The organism is Sporosarcina sp. Y352 (genome assembly GCF_056786535.1).
The window spans coordinates 92,117-111,135 of record NZ_JBXCJE010000002.1 but is presented as its reverse complement, the minus strand read 5'-3'; the positions used below and the strand labels follow the sequence as shown (position 1 = coordinate 111,135).

Below are 19,019 nucleotides of genomic sequence, written 5' to 3'. Positions count from 1 at the left end.
CTGAGTGCCCACCCCTTCATATTGAAAAAACGTCTTATTCTAATTCATTACGACAAACGTTATCCTTTTTCCTCTTTATCCGGCAAATTCTTTCCATAAGTCGCTTTTCTCCAAAGCCATTCCAGTGGACCTAGACGGAATCTCGACAACCATAGCTCTGCGAATAAGACTTGGATGATAAATACACCAACTGCAATCCATATCCCTGTAGCTAAATCCACTTTGCCGTACATGCCAAAACCATAGGCATAGAAAATTAGTGTACCCACAATGGATTGTGTGATATACGTTGTCAATGACATGCGTCCCACTTTTGAGAGCGGACGGAATAATGTGCGAAACAGCGGTACCTGATAAAGTAAAAGCACTAGACCGACATAACCAGCACCTAAAACAGGACCGCCGAATAGCGATTGCAACATAATCGAATCTGATGATGGACCTCCTATGAAGGGAGCAGCCTTCATCCATATCCCGGCAGCAAGCGTAATAACAGTCACTATTAGAATGCGTCCTTTAAATTCACTAGCGCGTTCAATTACTTTCCATTTAGACAAACCCGCACCGACTAAGATTAGTGGCAATACGATGAATAGAGCAGTAAGAACCCCTGTCAATCCGTATAAAGCCCACTCAAAAAAACGGAAGGTGAAGATTTCGCCGAAATTTCCGTAAGCATACGCTTCTAGTGATCGTTCAATCTGATGAATATCAGCGTACCCTTCCATCATGGCATCCGGGCGCAATTTGTTTAAGTAGTAAGTCGCTGCATACACGATACCCGTAGGAATGATATACAGTACCGCGGCAAGCGGAAGCATCCATTTCTTTGGGATTCTAATGAAAGCAATCATGATAAAGCCCATTAATGCGTAAGTAAACAGGATGTCACCCATCCAGATGAACAACGCATGGAACAATCCAAAAAGCAGCAAAATCCCCATGCGTCGTGCAAGAACTGGAGCAAACGGTGACCTGTTGACAAGCGTTTTTTCATATTGCATGTTTATGCCATAACCGAACAGCATTGCAAAAATCGGATAAAAACTAGCCTCTACAAATATATCTATCCACTTGAAGTTTTCCACATCACCCGGTGCACTGAACCATGTATACGGATCCAAGTACAGATAAGGGGAATGGAAATGCAACATATTCGCGATAAAAATCCCGAGCAGCGCAATTCCGCGTAACACGTCAAGTGTCTCAATCCGATTTCCAAGCGTAGTTGAAGTTAATTTCAATTTCTTTCCCCCTGTATGTCCACAGTCCTTTCTCCATCAAATAAATAGAGGACCATCTCTTTAATTTCGATTTTCAAGATTTCTTCAATCGCTTTCTTATACAAATTCAACTGGATTCCATAACGTTTTTGCATTTCTACTTCCACTTCTTCATCAGAACCATAGCGTCCGCTGACCCGGTCCGTTTTATAATCTAGCAGTACCCAACCGTCCTTTTCTTTGAATAGACAATCGGCGATTCCCTGCAAGATTTGATAGTCACCATCTAGGTCATCCAGGGCATATGTAAACGGCAATTCCCGTTCAATGCGCTCAGCTGACATCAGTCGTTTTGCAATATCTTTATTAAAAAAGTTGGCTATCCGATTCGCATCGACTGCATTCGCTTCTTCAAAAGTCAGCAATTGGCGGGCTGTCAACTCTGTTATTAACTTTTCAATCGTAGAGACGCTACCTTTTTGACGAATATCAATATGCTGCATAATCGTGTGCATCGCCGTTCCGACTTCAGCAGCAGACAGCGCACGCGATTGCATGAATGCCGGTCGTTGATGCAGATACGCTGTACTTACATCTTCATTTCCCGAGATTACGATGTCTTCTTCCGCCTGTTGTTCTAGAATCGACAAGCGTTTCAACTCGCTGACTGTCTGTTTCGATCGCTTCGTTACGGACGAAAGAAACGGATAGGTCGCATCGAATCGTCGTTTCACTTCTACGAGCATATCTGAATCGACTTCTTCTACCGGAACGATTTCGGGCACCATCTCTTCCTCTTCTATACCCTCAATTCGCGTAAATAACGAGGAAACAGGCAGTGCATTTATATGCCAGTTTGATGAATCCATAATGGACTGACCCCCTGGCATAGTGCCAAATTTCGCGAATGATGGATGTCTCGCAACAGCCGGTCCAATCCAATCTAAGTACCCATTCGCACGTGATCGAGTATATTCCGGCAGCATTTGGTCAGGATCGACAAGCTGTGCATCCTGCCATTTCACAATCGATTTCTCGATGTCTTTTACAGAAGCAATAATTTCAAGCTGCTCTTTTGCTCTAGTCATCGCGACGTACAAAATACGCATTTCTTCCGCGCGCATTTCAAGTTCTTTCTTTTCCTTCATTGCTAAGAACGGCAATGATGTATACGTGATGCGATTATCTGGATCGATTGCTTTGACCGCCAAACCAAAATGCTGGTCAAATAGATAAGGTTCATTGAAATCCATTTTATTGAATTTCCGGCCAGCCCCTGCGATGAAGACAAAAGGAAATTCCAGTCCTTTGGATGAATGAATTGTCATCATACGAACGACATTTTCCTTCTCTGTTAGTGAACGTGCTGCGCCGAGGTCATCCCCACGCTTTCGCATCCGGTCAACAAAACGAAGAAAGCGGAACAATCCTCGGAACGAAGTCTTTTCATAATCAATTGCACGATCATGCAGTGCACGTAGATTTGCCTGGCGCTGCTTGCCATTCGCCATGGCACCCACCATTTCATAGTAATGTGTATCCGATAATACTTGCCAGATCAGTTCTGACAATGAACCCCGTCTCGCCAAGTTGCGCCAGTTCTCAAACTGTGTGAAGAATCGCTGCAGTTTTTCTTGTGTCGCTGGTGCAATACCGGCTCCACCAGTTGACACAAAGCGGTTCAACGCTTCAAAGAACGGCTCACTTTTCCCAGCAAGTCGAATTTGCGCTAATTCATTTTCTGTCATACCGATAAACGGAGCGCGCAAGACGGACGCGAGCGGAATATCTTGATACGGGTTATCTATGACCCGTAACGTGTTTAGCATAATCATTACTTCGAGCGCATCGAAATAGCCGCGCTTTAGTTCAGTATAAATCGGAATACCCGCCAGTTTAAATTCCTCAGCAATTTCGCCAGACCATGTCATTGAACGCATCAAGATGACAATATCTCGATACTCAAGCGGCCTCTTTTTATCACTAAACGCATCCGTCACTTCCGCGCCAGATGCAATCATATCTTGAATCTTTTTAATCATAAAGCGTGCTTCTGCTTGCGAACTTTTCAAGCTTTGTCCCGCCAGTTCAGTCGCATCGTCTAATTCTAGTTCGTCATCCGCTTCTTCGTAAAGAAGTGTTAGACCCGTCATCACAGATTTCTCAGGATAATTTGCGCCATATTTCAATGCTGCCGCGTCGTCATAGTCAATTTCACCAACACGCACGCCCATCACTTGCGAAAAAATGAAGTTTGTTGCATCCAGTACTTCTTTACGACTCCTGAAATTGGCATTCAAGTCGATTTTCAAGCCTTGATCTCCATCCGTTTCGGTGAAGCGATTGTATTTCCCTAGAAACAACATTGGCTCCGCAAGGCGGAAGCGGTAAATCGACTGCTTGACATCGCCGACCATGAACAAGTTTCCATCCGCTTCCCCACCACGCTTGACGAGCTGGATAATTGTCTCTTGCAACAAATTGACGTCCTGGTATTCATCGACCAACACTTCCGCAAAACGGTTCTTATAATCAACCGCTATATCAGATGGCACAATTACCCCATCTTCTACTTTGGATAGAATCCGCAGTGCGTAATGCTCTAAATCCGAAAAGTCGACAATCCCACGGTCTATTTTTACAAGTTCAAAACGTCTGCCAAAATCGATGACTAAGTCAATCAGCGTATGCATCGTCGGTGCCATCAACCGGATTTCATCGAGCAGTCGAGACGGTGTCCTTGTAAAATAGGACTCTTTAAGTGTGTTAATAATCTTTTTCACTGCATCACGAAGTGCTTTCGCACGTTTTGCCAATTCCTCGTCACACGAATCTTTGCGAATTGTAGCGGCCTTCACCCATTTCAGCGTACCAAAAAATGCATAGGTTTGTTCCCATGTACCTTCAGTTATGCGATGGATGGCTTCATTTATCCACAGTAGATCCGTTTCCGCCGTGGCCGCAAGCGGTTCTGGTCCGTCAAGCATAAGTGCAATTCGTTTCATGTCGTTGGTCAGTGCCGCCGCTTCCTCAAGGGTATGCGTGATAGCTGTTTTCAGCGGTCCGATAAATTGCAGATCATCTATGGAAGATCCGGCGTCGATTTCATACTGCTCCGGAATGAGGCGAAGCCACTGTTCCGGCACGGGATGGACGCGGGAATAATCATACAACCGGTCAATCAGTGTTTCAATCGACTGATCATTGCGGTCAGACGTGAAACTGTCCGCCAGCCGGTACATTGCTTCAGGATTTTCCACGCTATACGCATCCTCAAGCACAGCCCCAATTGTATCGTCACTCAATAGCGCTGCTTCCGTGCTATCTGCAATTCTGAATCCAGGATCGATGTCTATCAAATAAGCATATTGTCGAACGACATTCATGCAAAACGAATGCAATGTTGAAATCTGAGCTTTATTCAATAAATTCAATTGCCTGCGCAAATGTACAGATTCCGGCCTTGCAGCAATGGCTTCTTCCAGTGCCTCTGCCATTCGATGTCGCATTTCTGCTGCGGACGCATTAGTGAATGTAACGACGAGCAATTCGTCAACATCTATCGGATCGGTTTCATCCAACACTTTTTCAATCATTCGTGTGATTAATACTTTCGTTTTACCGGAACCGGCGGCAGCGGAAACAAGAATATCTTTTCCTGTCGCCCAAATCGCTTTCCACTGGGCATCTGTAAATGTCAGTCCTTCAGGTTTCAAGGGTATCTGCATCATCCGCAACCTCCTTACGCATTTTATCAAGTGACGTTTCTGGGTCCATTTCACTGTACGGCCTGTGCTGTGAAGAAGGATCTGTCGGATCGAACTGACAAACCGAACGGTATGAACAGAACTCGCACGGCATTTTGTCTTTTAATTTGTACGGGTAAACGCGGGTATCGCCCGCTAACATCGCGTCTCCTGCCTTTTGATGGCGCGTTCTGACAAATGACCGCATCATCTGTAAATCATCTGGAGACAAGACTTTTGAAGTTTTTGCAAACGTTCCATCTGTTTTAATGGAAGCCGGAACAATAGAAGAAGACCGTCCAATATCAGCGTCCATTCCGATAACGACTTCCGGATTATCGAGCAGATAGCCTCTCATTTTGTAGGATTTCACAATTTCTGCTTCTAAGAGTGTTGGTGTTAATTCCGTACCGGATCTGATCATCGGGTTATGGATATGCATATATAAAACACCCGCTGGATCCGCATGGATTCCGAGCCATTCGTCCGCATTTTCGAGTGCAACATCAAGATACGTCATCATTTGCAGGGACAAGCCGTAGTAGACTTCCGTTAGGTCAAGGCTTTTCGCAGATGATTTATAGTCGACAACGCGGACATAGTTTTTTCCGCTTATTTCTGTTGCATCGACACGGTCAATCCGCCCGCGCAGTTTCATCAAATCGCCCCGACGTAGTGGAATTTCAAGCGCTGGCAGTTCCTCGCCCGGACCAAATCCTGCTTCAATAGCAACCGGTTTAAACACAGTCGATTTCGCCTGCGTACTAAGTGAATAGATTGTCCGCTGAATAATGTGCATCAACTTTCGTTTAATATAGACATAACGGTTCGTCGACAATAAAATCCGATTGAAAAAGTATGGCGAAATGTCTTCCACTGCACCTCTTGCAAGATTCCAGCATTCCTCGCGCGACAACGCTGCCCATGACTTCCCGAGACGCATTGTTTCATCCGAAATCCATTTAAGCGCAGCGTGAAATAAATCACCGATTGCTGGTGCTTCCAGTGTAAATTCCGTCCGCTCGCGTAAGCCAAGCCCAAACGACGCATAATGTTGAAACGGACAACTGTAGTAGGATTCAATGCGTGATACGCTAGAAACAAATGATTCCCCGTATAACCCTGTTGTGATTTCGGATCGCAGACGTTCTGCATCATTCTTTGAATGCATCGGGCGCGTGATATGGCTTATCACAGATGACCAGTAGGGATCCTCTTCGTAATAAGCCATCACCGCACGCCATTCACGTTCCAGGACACCGGACTGTTCCGCCACTTTCAACTTCATGGAAACGTAAGGGAGAGCAGATCTTGGATGGCTGATGTAATCGAATTGTTCGGCTTCAAGTGGTAATTCGGATGGATCTGTCACAGCGATTTCCAGTGGCGTTCCCGGGAGCAACTGTCCAATTCTCGTTATATATAATGATGGAATGAGTGCTTTTCCTTCCTCGTCTGCGATTGGATACGATACATATAATTTTTCGCGCGCCGCCGTGAATGCACGGTACGCCATATATGTTTCATCCATCAACTTCATTTTCGAGGTTGGCGCAAGTTCAAAGCCAATTTGTGAAAACCATTCACGGTCTACATCTGAGAGAAGCCCTTCATTGTCCACTCGTTTTGGCATTACGCCATCATTTACGCCGAGAACAAACACCGCATCGATATCCATTAAACTGGAAACCTCAACAGATGTAACAGTCACTTGGTCGAGCGACGGCGGAATGCGGGCAAATTCGAGTGAATCAAACCCTTCATCCAATATGCGAACAGCTTCCACAACATCCATTTCCTTATCGCCAAACATAAGTACAAACTGATCGAGGACGTTAATCCACCCGTTCCATGCCTGTTCATGTTCCGTTGCACCAAGCAGACGCCCCGCTCGTTCTTCCTCAGCACGTAAATCGATAATTTTATCGTACACATGAAGTTTTTCCATGAATACAAACAATGCCTCCGTTACATCGCGGCCTGTTTTAGATCGTTTTAAACGTTGTTCTAAAGCCGCGAGCGGTTCTCTAATTGCATCCCGAATCATATGCAGTTGCTGCTCCATTGCTAGTTCTTCATCGGTTTGTACATTTGTATGCATTTCGAGCCCACGGTACTTTTTCACGCGCCAGCGAGTGTCGTCGAACCAACGATGTCCATGAATTCCATGTGCAAGTACGTAGTTTTCAAGTCTGTCTGCCCTGTCACGCCATAGTAGTTTCGTTTCCCTATGCGGGAAAAACAAATCCGTTTTAACAGCACGGAATACCGATTCATACGACCATCCCATAGTCACCGCTTCTAACACTGAACGCGAAAACTCAATGAGTGGATGATGCAGCATAGGCTTTTTCTGGCTGATAAACACTGGTATATCATAATGCGGAAAAATAGTTTCAATCAGTTCATCATACTTTTCAGGCTGCCTGTACAGGATTGACATGTCTTTGTACCGTTTCCCTGATATCATCAGCTCACGAATTTTGCGTGCCACTGCATGGATTTCTGCACGCCGGTCAGCAGATTCAATCAGAACGACATTGCCTTCAGATGGTTTTTGCTGCGCTGGATAGTGGTCGAATTCAGCTTCAAAATGAGTAAGATCCGTATTGAGAAATCGGTGCGAATCCTGCATGAAGACATCTTCTTCAACGTCGATGGAATCCGCCCTAGCCAATTCACGCAATTTAAGCGAGGTTCTAACTGGATTGAAAAATAATTCGTGATCCGCAAAACCCGTTAGCGCACCTTCCATCGGCAAAACAACCGACAACCGATTTGCATGCTTCATCAGTTCTGTTACAATTTCATATTCCCTTGTCGTAAAGTTTTCAAAACCATCTATATAAATGTCAGCTCCTTTTAACAGGTCTGCGTGATGAATTTGCGAAGCTAGGAGCGCAAGGTGCCCTTCACTATCGACATATGTTGTGCCTAGCTTTTCTTCAAGTTTTGTAAGCAATAGTGATAAATCTTCCGCCTTGTCGAGCAACGTACGCGGCGCGCCTGATGCAGCGAGTGTCTCGTGTAGCGTGTTCATTGTCTGATGGTCAAGAGAATAGCGGCTGAACTCCTTCAACAAATCCCCGATTTGTTCAGTGAATCCCCGTTTACTCGCAGCTTGCCGAAATAGTTTAAAATCGTCTCGGTTGTCTTCAAGAACGCTTCGAACAAGCATCCTGTAACCGAAGCTATCTATTTCCTTACGTGTGATGCCGCCTGTTTCCTGCAACACACGCCATGCCAAGCGTTTGAACGTCAATACTTGTGCCCGGATGATCCCTTTTAAGCCAAATTTAACGGACAAACTATGCTCCATCGAGAACGACATCTGATCCGGAACGATAACAATGATTGGTGCGCCCATTGGATTCCGCTCGAGTTCAGTAGCGATTTCGCGTTCAATGAATGTCGTTTTCCCGGATCCAGACCTTCCGGTAATGAAACGCAGTGACATATGGTTTCCTCCTTTTTATGGATGTAGGTAACTTATATTTGCAGTCGAGATTAATAAAAGTCCCTATGCAATGGATAGATTTAGTTATCTTGCTAATACCGCTTTGCGCTTTGTGGATGCCTCCCGCGATAAGCCAGAAAGAAAACCACTTTCAGTCTTATAGCTCCGGCTACCACGTAGACGCGCCTTCGCTGGATGGTCTATGCTAGAAAGCGCATTTCGTTATCGGGGATTAGATTGCAACCTTTAATATAGTGCGATAAATCGAGCCAATGCATTTAACAACTATAACCATAGATGGAATGAAACGGAGATTCTGCTAATACCGCTTCGGCGCTTTGTGGATGCCTCCCGCGATAAGCCGGAAGGAAGACCACTTTCAGTCATATCGCTCCGGCTACCACGAAGTCGCGCCTTCGCTGGGTGGTCTATGTAGAAAGCGCATTTCGTTATCTATAATTGCAGTGGAGTTTAATAAAAATCCCTATGCAATGGATAGAATTAGTTATCCTGCTAATACCGCTTCGGCGCTTTGTGGATGCCTCCCGCGATAAGCCGGAAAGAAGACCACTTTCAGTCTTATCGCTTCGGCTACCACGAAGTCGCGCCTTCGCTGGGTAGTCTCTTTAAGAAAGCATATTTCGTTATTGGGGATTAGAGCTGCGTCCTGTAGTGTGACTTTCTTCAATGAAATTAGTATCATATAGCAATCACATAATAATCTCAGTCCATACATCTCAAAATCACTTTCAATAATGTGAAACCCTAGCGTAAGCGGTATAAAATCCACAATCCAAATACAATTCCCTCAATAATGGAAACTCCAGCGCCGGCGCGGCAAAGGGGTAGCCGAAGCCGTGAGACTGGATGCGAAGCGCTAATCCAGGCTCAGGGCCAGAGGCATCCCCAAAGCGCCAAGCGATCTACAATCCACACTCCAAATTACAACTCTCCCGATAATGGATACACCAGCGCAGGCGCGACAAGGGCGTGAGCCTGGATGTGAAGCGCTAATCCTGGCTCAGTGGAGGCCACTGAAAAAGTTCTTTATTTTAATAAGAACTAGTTAATTGTAGTGAAGAGCGGCGACTCCAGCGGGAACAGCTAGGAAGAGAAAGAAGTTCACTCTTCCCTTGCTGAAGACCCCACAGGAACGCAGTGACGAGGAGGCTGAAGCCGTGCCCGCGGAAAGCGTCCGCTCGGAACGGAAATCAACGGGATTGAAGGAAATCGGATTTTTTCAGTGGCCTCGCTTATGGCGAGAGGCATCCCCAAAGCGCATAGCGATCTATAATCCACACTCCAGATCTCAACTCTCTCATTATTGCGCGCCGCAGCAAATTCAACAGGATTCTTTAATTCAATATAACTAGCTAAAATCCCCTATAACCCTTTCCTTCTATTGTACAGAAATAAGAAGACTTAGTATAACGTTGACTATGTAGCGATGTATCCAAAATAGCCCAAACCGTTGAGTGGTTGGGCCCTACCGTTTACGATTCACAAATCTTAAGAAATATCGACAATACAAAAAGAAGAGAGTTTATAGCTACTCCCTTCTCCTCGAATAGATACTATCGGTAAATTAAGACTTGACCGCACTGCCCTTGATGGAGAGACCCCAGTCAAGTTCAGGATGAATATTGCTTTCTAAATTATAAAACGAACGCAGCTTTTGCACTGCTTCTTCAGGTGGTTTCGCATTAAAGTATCCCTTGCGTGTCATATAGACGCCCGAGTTTTTTTGTAAATCAGTAAGTGACTCACACATTTTAATGCCTGCCGCGAATGAGTCAACAATGGGGACATCACCGATACGGGAAATGCCATGAGTGGCTAGGAATACATTCATGGGTCCTTCTCCCGGTACAATTACATCCGCGCCAAGTTCAATCGCTTTATTTGCTGCCTTTGTGAAACTCTCAATAATCGGTTCAGGATTACTGAAACCTTCTAAAATATCATAAAAACCTACATCTGTTTGGACGATCGGACCTAGCTTTTCTCCCAAACCATATCGTTGAATATTTTGTTTTAGCTGATCTTTTAATGGCTCTAAAAAATTGACAATGCCAATGCAATCACCGAGCATCGAAGCAAAGTGAAATGAGGCTTGTCCATAGCCAATCACTGGAATATCTACAAGTGTGCGCGCTTCCAATAAGCCCACATCTGGTATTGTCCCAATGAACATACAATCATAGCCCGCACTTTCTGCAATCAGCGCGTTTCGAATGAATTGCTCACGATGCAAGTTTTGCAAATAGGCGTATGTTATAAAATGACCCGGGTATTCTGCGGGATAGGTTTCTTTTGACATGCCATGTATTACGACTTCTACATCAGGACGTGCCACTTTTTGAATATGTTGAATGACCGCATCTCGATATTGCGGCACGTTTTCAATTGATGTTAGACTTTGATGCCATATTTTCATGTAACCACCTCGTTTTCATTTAGATTATATTAGTATTTCCCGCTTTTGTAAGGCTGTACGTACGGCAACTCGGCCAAATATTGATGCCTTACCTAGCGAACTTCCCGTCATATAGCCTGCTCCATGAAAACCGCCGACAACTTCCCCTGCGGCGTATAGTCCCTCGATTGGCTCATTATATGGATTGAGGACTTGTGCAAATTCATCAACCGCAATGCCAGCATATGTCGCAAGCATTGCAACAGTCGTTCTCATTGCATAAAATGGTGCCTGTAGAATTTGTTTGGGTACTCCGAAAGTATGCGTTAATGTTTCGCGTCCACATTGTGAATCGTTGCCATTCGCGACATCTCGATTATATATATGAAGCGTTTTTTCCAAGTCATCGGAAGGGATAGCGATTTTAGTTGCCAACTCTGCAATTGTTTCGGCTTTTTCGATCAAGCCTAATTCAAGCAATTTTTCAAAATCATACAATGCATCACCAGGAATACTTTCTTTCATGATGTTGTGATCCCACACCTGATAGGTTATTCCTTCTGGCTGTTGCAATGCTTCCGTGCCGATTAACTTGTAAGAAATCGACTCATTGACAAAGCGCTTGCCAAATTTATTAATAATAATGGCACCTTTATAAAATACGAGTCCTTGTGATTTACGAGGGCCGTCTGCAGTTGGATGGAAGCCGTATGTGCCTTTTAAAAATGGCAAATCACGTACCCAAGCACCTTGTTCCCAAGCAAGCTTAATACCGTCACCTATATTCCCTTTTCCGCCTATTCGAAGAGCACCTTTTAACTGAGGTGCGAAGGAATTCAGAAGCTCCTCGCTGCGTGAAAATCCTCCAGACGTTAAGATAACGCCATTATTGGCCTTGACTGTATGAATTTCACCATCTATCTCATAAGAAACTTCATCCACTCTGCCTTCGTTATTTTTACGTAAACGCAACACATTTGCATTGAGTTTAACTGTTACGCTTTCATGGCTATTCGCATTTTCAAATAATTTAGTGATTGCCTGATTTGGTGTGATTGTATGCCCGCGCGGGACACTATGGCCACTTACCGCTTGAATGGCATGGAACATAACACCTTTATTTACGAGCCACTTATACGTTTCTAGTTGGTGTGAACCGTAAGCTTCGACTAAAACGGGATCGTTCGCCCCGTCCCCGACTGACAACATGTCGTTGACGAGACATTCAGTTGAATCCACGATCCCTTTACTTTTTTGCAAGTCTGTTTCTGCGAAGGCCATGTAACGCCCGCTGAGCAAAGAGCTTCCACCCATTTCGGCTTCCTTTTCTAGCACAAGTACACTTGCACTTCGCTCCGTAGCCTCAACTGCAGCACAAAGTCCGGCCATACCAGCGCCAACGATAATAATATCGTAGTTTTCCATAGGCTTTTACACTTCCTTTAGCTCAAGTTGCTGAACAACTTCTAACGCTGCTTCACATACTTGCATATCATGTGTATAGTGCCCCCCACTCACACCAATACCACCGATTAATTCACCGTCCACTGTAATTGGATAGCCCCCCCCGAAAATGACAAGACGCTCCGTGTGGACAAGGCCATGTAATAGAGGTGGATCATCTTTTAAACGGTCATACCATTCATGCGTAGCCCGGTTATAGGCTGCAGCTGAGAATGCTTTATTTTGGGCGATTTCTAAAGTTAATACAGTCGCTCTATCCATGGATGAAAACGCCTTTAAGTTACCAACCTTATCTACAATTGCAATACTAAATGGCATGCCAAGTTCCTTACCTTTTTCAACAGCTGCTTCCAATAATTTGTTAGATAGTTCCAGACTGATATTCTTCGATTCGATTGCTACGACCATTTCTGTCATTGAGTATCTCTCCCTTTTTAGTTAGTTACGGCAACAGGTTGCCCTGCTCCGAATGCTTCAATTGTTGATGCTGTGATGGCTTTCATTTTTGGTAAACAAAGCTCGACAATGACATTCGCCATATCGATTGGTTGGAGCCAACCAGTTCTATTCACGTCTGGTCCCATATCGTCTGTCATTTTTGTTTCGACAGGACCTGGACAAACTGCATTTACGCGTATGCCATATGGCTTTAACTCCTCACCGAGTGCTTTTGAAAAGCCGATGACTGCATGCTTAGAAGTAATATAAGCGCTCCGATTCGGTCCGCCTTTCGTTCCCCAAATCGATGAAATATTCACGATGATGCCATCCTGTTTCTCAATCATATTTGGAACAACAGCTTTGCACAGTAAAAATGGTGCTTTTACATTAATGTCATTGACTTGGTCCCATTCCTCAATGGATGTTTCCGTAAATGGTGAAAAGCTCATTATGCCAGCGTTATTGATGAGTACTGAAACTTTCCCCAACTCTTTTTCAACCGAATGAATGATTTTTTGAACGTCTGCCTCATTCGACACATCACCTGTAACAACAAGTGTCTTCGTGCCATATGTTTTGTGAATATATGCTGCCACTTCTTCACATTCGGAAGCCGTCCTTGAACTTATGGCTACATCCGCACCATGTGATGCAAGCAAAATACAAGTTTCACGGCCAATGCCGCGCCCACCGCCTGTGACAAGCGCAACTTTACCCTTCAAATCCCCTGTAGACATCTAATTCCTCCTCATATAAGGTTTTTTGCTTCCGACAAATACGTGACTACATGCTCTCCCGAACGTTTGCCAAATACCAATCCTCTTAACACGGAAGTTCCACCTGGGTATTTTCCATAGTAAAGTCCGGTAATTTCTCCTGCGGCGTACAAACCAGGAATTGGATCGTCATCATTCGATAACACGCGCCCGAACGTATCTGTCGCCAATCCACCATTGGTAAATACGTTGCAACAAATGACGGGGTATGCAATATAAGGTGCTTGGTCAATTGCAATTGCCCAATTTGACTTGGGCGGCTCAATGCCAACTGCTTCTTTCCCGTCTTTTTTGTTATAGATAAATTCACCAGGCTGAACCGCAGCATTAAATTGATGAACCGTTTCAACTAACTGAGCTGCTGGAATACCGAGTTTTTCTGCAAGTTCTTCCAATGTATCTGCCTCAATTGCGGGTTGCTCTGTCTGAATTGCCTCTTCGATATTCGGAATAGCATTCATTTTCTGGTCACTAATCATGTATGCAATGTGATTTGGTAACTCGTAAAAGATTTTTCGAGCCACTTCTTCATATTGCTCATCGATTGTTGTTTGCCCTTCATCTGTAAAACGATTGCCATTTTGGTCAACCAATATCGCATAAGGATATGCCATAATGCCCGCTTCTTCCCTTTTGCTGCGTGGATCTACAGGCTCTGCATGGAAAGCATCAAACTGTCCGGATCCTTTGGCACCAATCGCCATCGCCATTCGAATCGTTTCACCTTTGTTGTAAAGGCCACCTTCTGCAACAGTTGGAATTTTATGCGCATCTCGACCGATGTATTGTGCCATCATTTCCTGACTGCCTTGGAAACCCCCTGCTGCCAAAATGACTGATTGGACATTAAGCTTCAGTGATGCACCGCCTTTGATGCGAACCTTTAAGCCACTCACTGCACCTTCATCATCCAACACAATGTCCCACGCCGTTGACTCATAAATGATTTCAACTCCTAGAGCGCGTGCCTTTAATGAAAGTGTGTCAATGATGGCACGGCCTCCACCTACAGGTAACAGCCGGGGCTTAGATGCCGTTAAGAACATCGTCGGTAAATAATCAAATTCAACACCTTTTTCCTCAACCCAGCGAAGCGTTGAACCCGCGTCTTGTGCGAGTGTTTCGATGTATTGGCGATCTGAATAATTATTTGAAAACCCCATCATATCCTCTACAAAACGCTCAGCAGGTTCGTCAATATTTTCCATTCGCATATAGGCTGCAGTCCACCGTGAATTCCCTCCACGATTATCAAAGTCTGCACGTTCTAAAATGGCGATACGAAGGTTTTCCCCTTGTGCTTTTGCCCTTTCGGCTGCTGCTAATGCAGCGGACGTACCTGCTACCCCACATCCAATAACGACCAAGTCATAATCGATTTCTGTTGTCACGATGACTTACCTCCCCCTACTAGTATCTCTTCAACTAAATACTGCTTTTCCCACTGTTGTATTTGATCTAATTTAAATAGTTCCTGACGTTCTTCCCACGTACAAATCGCGTCATGGATATTTGCTTGTGACTTATCAGTTGATAAAATCTGTAAACTTTCACGTATTCCTTTAATAGCCGAACGCAGTACAGTATTCGCGCAAAGCATAATCTTAAAGCCATATGCTTCTGCCTCTTCCAATGATAGTAACGGTGTTCTCCCACCTTCAACCATATTCATGATATGTGGAATATCAGGCACGCCAGCTGTAATCATTTTCAGTTGTTCCAAAGTCGTTGGCGCTTCCACAAACAAGACATCGGCTCCTGCCTCTTTGTAGGCATTTGCCCGATCCAACGCATCTTCAATTCCATTGATAGCAAGCGCATCTGTTCTCGCGATAATCGCCAAGTTATTATCAACTCTTGCATCTAAAGCGGCCTTGATTTTATTCACCATTTCTTCTTTGCTGACGATTTGTTTACCGCTAAAATGCCCGCATTTTTTCGGAGAGACTTGATCTTCCAGTTGAATGGCGGCAGCTCCTGCACGTTCCAGCTGCTTCACTGTTCGAATGACATTAATGGCATTACCGAATCCTGTATCCCCATCCACAACAATCGGTATTGTCGTAACATCGGACATTCTACTTACGATTTCCGCTATTTCCGTTGACGTTGTCAGTCCGACATCCGCCCATCCAAGTTGGGCATTTGAAATACCTGCTCCTGTTGCATACAGAGCTGGGAAACCGAACTCCTCTACTAAGCGTGCTGTCATTCCGTCATATCCACCTGGTAAAATAAATGCATTCGGTTGTTTTAGCAATGCTTGAAACTGTTTTGTTTTTGACATATATACATCCCCTTTCCCTTTGTATAAATTCAACTAATTTCTCTACATGCTTTACTTCTCACTTGATAATGCCAGGAAATCGAAAGCTGTTCTTCATTTGAAAACGGTAATTGGTTGAAAACAAGTTGTCCGTCATTGTTCACGATCACTATACAATTCACTCTGCTACCAGCTGCTTGAATTGAAGCATAGTATCGTCCTGGTGCAGGAAGTGTATAAAACGGTGAAAGACCCGTCAGTTTATTCCACTCTATTTGATAGGGTTTACCTAGCAACTTATGAATATAATTAACCTTTCCCTCTGCTAAGGACGCTCTAATTAAGGTCGAGCTAATTTTTTCGCCATAACATTCTACCTTTGGCACTTCTGTAACTTCTATCCGATTTCTTGAATCTAATTTCAAACGACTCATGTTACCCGCACCACGATGGCCATAAGTATAGTCAAAACCACAAACTGCGTGGACAATACCTAAATCGACTAGATAACTTTCAACAAAACTTTCAGGAGATAAAGAGGCTAGTTGTTTGTCAAACTGGACCACAAAGAAATAATCGACTCCTAATTTCTTTAACCTTTTCTCCTTCTCATTCAGTGGCATTAAATAATCCACTTTTACTTTGCCGTCAGACAAAACACTTTTCGGGTGTGGAAAAAAACTCATAACGGACAATGCCAAGTTTTTCGATTGCGCTTGTTTCTTTGCTGTCTCAATGACCTGAAGATGTCCTTTGTGTAAACCGTCGAAAAAACCGAGTGCTATAATTTGTTCCGGCAAACGATTTTGCCAGTAGGCTAAGTTATCGCGATTGATTTCAATTGTTTTCATATCGATTTTCCTCCCTTCATTTCACCAAGACACATTACGCTTCGATTGTTATTTTGTTTTCTTCCCGTTCCTGCACCGATTCTCCCCAATACGTATTGCCAACGGAACGCTCTTCCATTGTCCATTCCACCGGTTCCCAGTCTGGTTCGAAGATGAGATATCCGCCTGTAAACAATTCAACGCGACATCCACTTCCTGGATCCATTACATATAAATACAACGCTTGGGTGATCCCGTGTTTACCAGGTCCGATAAATTCAATATCATTTTCTTTCAATATATCTGCTGCACGTAAAATGTCTTGTGAATCATCCGACCAATAAGAAATATGATGCAAACGTGCAGGCGTCGGTGAATCTGGCTTAGACAAAACCGCCACATCATGCACAAGCGGCGTAACACTCATCCAGCTCGCAACAACATCTCCATCGTTATCACGTACATATTCACGTAATTTGAATCCAAGTATTTCTGCTAAAAACTCATACGTCAATCCTGCATCTGTTGATGTATGGATATTCACATGATCGAAACGGCGAGGCGATATGCCTTTCGCCCATGATTTGTAAGTTTGGTTTTTCAGTACAGAACGACGATGCTCTTCTACAACCGGCCGCTCCACATCATAATAGAGCGAGAATGTATGCTGACTTGGGATTTTAAAACGGATGGAGTCCCCGATTCCTGGCGTTTTCCATGCCTCTACAAATTCAACCTCAACGCCATCTTGCTCCAGTCTTTCTTTGAATAAAAGAACGTCTTCACGATTTTTCGTACGCCAACCAATATGACGTACATAGCCGCGATCCCCTTGTTCTAAAGAAAGTGTATGGTGTTGGAAATCTCCCCAAGCGCGTAAATAGTGAACTCCATTTACTTCTTCCGTGACCTCTAAGCCAATGACATCTCTGAAAAACACAAGTGACTTTTCGATATCTGGTGTAACAAGTGCAACATAGCCGAGCTTTGCAATTTCCGGATTCGTCATATTTCATCCCTCTTATCTTTTAAATGTTTTTCGTATTTGACTCTAAACCGCATAATACACGACCGAAGTTTTCTCGAGATGTTAGCGGGTTGATGGTACGATGTGTATAAAGTGCCGTGAAATCGTGGTATAACCTTTGGAAAGGATGACCTTCCCCTACAATTCCAGATCCAAGTGCCACAACAAATATTTCCATTGCATCTTTACACATCTGAACCGCATAGCCGATCTTAGCGAGCATTTTGACACGCTCCTCTTTCGGCATGTACTCTCCACTTTCCGCATAGGCATCCATTTTTTCTGCTATGTTCGTGAAATGAAGATCTGCTGTCTCGATATGTAACGTTGCCTCAGCCAATTGAAGATGCGTAATAGAAGCGTCCTTCGCAAACTCAACGCCTAAATTTGCTGCGCGACGCGTTTCCAAGGTCTTATTAAAAAAGTCCAGTGCAGCATTTGCAATTCCTAGCGCCGGAACACCGATTGACATTGCCAATGCAGGGAAAAGTGCTGAATTGTATAAAGGAGTATCTCGGAAATGATCTGACTGGAATTTACCATGTATGGCATCTGTAAAGGAGACTACTCGGTGATTCGGTACAAAGACATTATTCATATGAATGCTGTTACTGCCCGTTCCCTTTAAGCCCGATACATGCCAATCATCTGCAATCTCCACTTCACTCAGGGGAAGTGTAATCAGTCCTTGATCGATTACTTCACCTTGCTCATCGACAATCGGCATTCCGAAGTATCCCCAAGTCGCATGCAGTGACCCTGAACAAAACGGCCAATAGCCTTCTTCAATAATGTATCCGCTTTCAACTTTCTTAACGCTGATCTTCCTAGGCTCAAATACGCCTGCAAATATGATGTCGTCCCCAGAAAAGTAAATTTCGTCATGTGCTTTTTTCGAGAATGATTGTGCAATCATCAGTTCCCGAATATTGCAGAGGCCAAAAATCCAGCCCGTCGATCCACAGCCTCGTGAAATTTCAGCGACACATTTCGTATAGGTTTTCATATCTGATTGAAGACCACCATATAGCTTCGGACGTAAGATTTGGAATAACCCAGCATCCATTAGCTCTTGCATCGTTGTCTCTGGGATTCGTCTCCCCTTTTCTGTTTCAACTGCTCTTTCCCTTAATTTCGGAATGAATGAAATTGCCTTTTCTACTAATTCCTTATTCGTATCAATCATTGTTGTCGTCATCGTTGTCATCTCGTAACCTCCTATTCCACGCTAAAACTTTACTTGTATAAACAATTTCGCTTATTTGAACTATACTGATAGTTTATAAAACTAACCGCTAAAATTCTAGAGTGTTAATTGTTTGTATTGCCCTAAAGTTCCACTAGTTTTTTATGGTTTTTTAGGATTCCCACTT

Annotated in this window: 12 protein-coding genes; all 12 read right to left on the bottom strand. The window is 44.0% G+C overall.

What is annotated here, in order from left to right; all coding sequences use genetic code 11:
- Positions 1-59: 59 nt before the first annotated feature.
- Entirely contained in the window at positions 60-1,244 is a 1,185-nt protein-coding gene (locus AC1TO6_RS03470) for a DUF418 domain-containing protein (protein WP_482100213.1), read from the bottom strand.
- Positions 1,241-4,954, bottom strand: coding sequence for a helicase-exonuclease AddAB subunit AddA (gene addA, locus AC1TO6_RS03465; protein ID WP_482100212.1), 3,714 nt, complete (start codon positions 4,952-4,954; stop codon positions 1,241-1,243). Before addA ends, AC1TO6_RS03470 begins: the two co-directional genes overlap by 4 nt.
- Positions 4,929-8,426, bottom strand: a complete 3,498-nt coding sequence (gene addB / locus AC1TO6_RS03460) for a helicase-exonuclease AddAB subunit AddB (protein ID WP_482100211.1) — start codon at positions 8,424-8,426, stop codon at positions 4,929-4,931. The genes addA and addB overlap by 26 nt, the downstream gene beginning before the upstream one ends.
- A gap of 1,585 nt (positions 8,427-10,011) precedes the next feature.
- Complete coding sequence (locus tag AC1TO6_RS03455) at positions 10,012-10,863, bottom strand: aspartate/glutamate racemase family protein (protein ID WP_482100210.1); 852 nt, start codon at positions 10,861-10,863, stop codon at positions 10,012-10,014.
- 24 nt (positions 10,864-10,887) lie between these two features.
- The gene (locus tag AC1TO6_RS03450; RefSeq protein WP_482100209.1) at positions 10,888-12,267 is read right to left on the bottom strand and encodes an FAD-dependent oxidoreductase; all 1,380 of its coding nucleotides are present in this window, start codon (positions 12,265-12,267) and stop codon (positions 10,888-10,890) included.
- Positions 12,268-12,273: 6 nt separating this feature from the next.
- Positions 12,274-12,723 (bottom strand): GlcG/HbpS family heme-binding protein, encoded by a 450-nt coding sequence (locus AC1TO6_RS03445; protein ID WP_482100208.1) that lies wholly within the window; start codon positions 12,721-12,723, stop codon positions 12,274-12,276.
- A gap of 17 nt (positions 12,724-12,740) precedes the next feature.
- Entirely contained in the window at positions 12,741-13,484 is a 744-nt protein-coding gene (locus AC1TO6_RS03440) for an SDR family NAD(P)-dependent oxidoreductase (protein ID WP_482100207.1), read from the bottom strand.
- Between the two features lie 11 nt (positions 13,485-13,495).
- The gene (locus AC1TO6_RS03435) at positions 13,496-14,914 is read right to left on the bottom strand and encodes an FAD-dependent oxidoreductase (RefSeq protein ID WP_482100206.1); all 1,419 of its coding nucleotides are present in this window, start codon (positions 14,912-14,914) and stop codon (positions 13,496-13,498) included.
- Positions 14,911-15,810, bottom strand: a complete 900-nt coding sequence (locus AC1TO6_RS03430) for an isocitrate lyase/PEP mutase family protein (RefSeq protein ID WP_482100205.1) — start codon at positions 15,808-15,810, stop codon at positions 14,911-14,913. The genes AC1TO6_RS03435 and AC1TO6_RS03430 overlap by 4 nt, the downstream gene beginning before the upstream one ends.
- Before the next feature lie 29 nt (positions 15,811-15,839).
- Positions 15,840-16,640 (bottom strand): adenylyltransferase/cytidyltransferase family protein, encoded by an 801-nt coding sequence (locus AC1TO6_RS03425; protein ID WP_482100204.1) that lies wholly within the window; start codon positions 16,638-16,640, stop codon positions 15,840-15,842.
- A 34-nt stretch (positions 16,641-16,674) separates the two neighbouring features.
- Positions 16,675-17,628, bottom strand: coding sequence for a VOC family protein (locus tag AC1TO6_RS03420; RefSeq protein ID WP_482100203.1), 954 nt, complete (start codon positions 17,626-17,628; stop codon positions 16,675-16,677).
- 19 nt (positions 17,629-17,647) lie between these two features.
- The gene (locus AC1TO6_RS03415) at positions 17,648-18,853 is read right to left on the bottom strand and encodes an acyl-CoA dehydrogenase family protein (RefSeq protein ID WP_482100202.1); all 1,206 of its coding nucleotides are present in this window, start codon (positions 18,851-18,853) and stop codon (positions 17,648-17,650) included.
- Positions 18,854-19,019 lie beyond the last annotated feature (166 nt).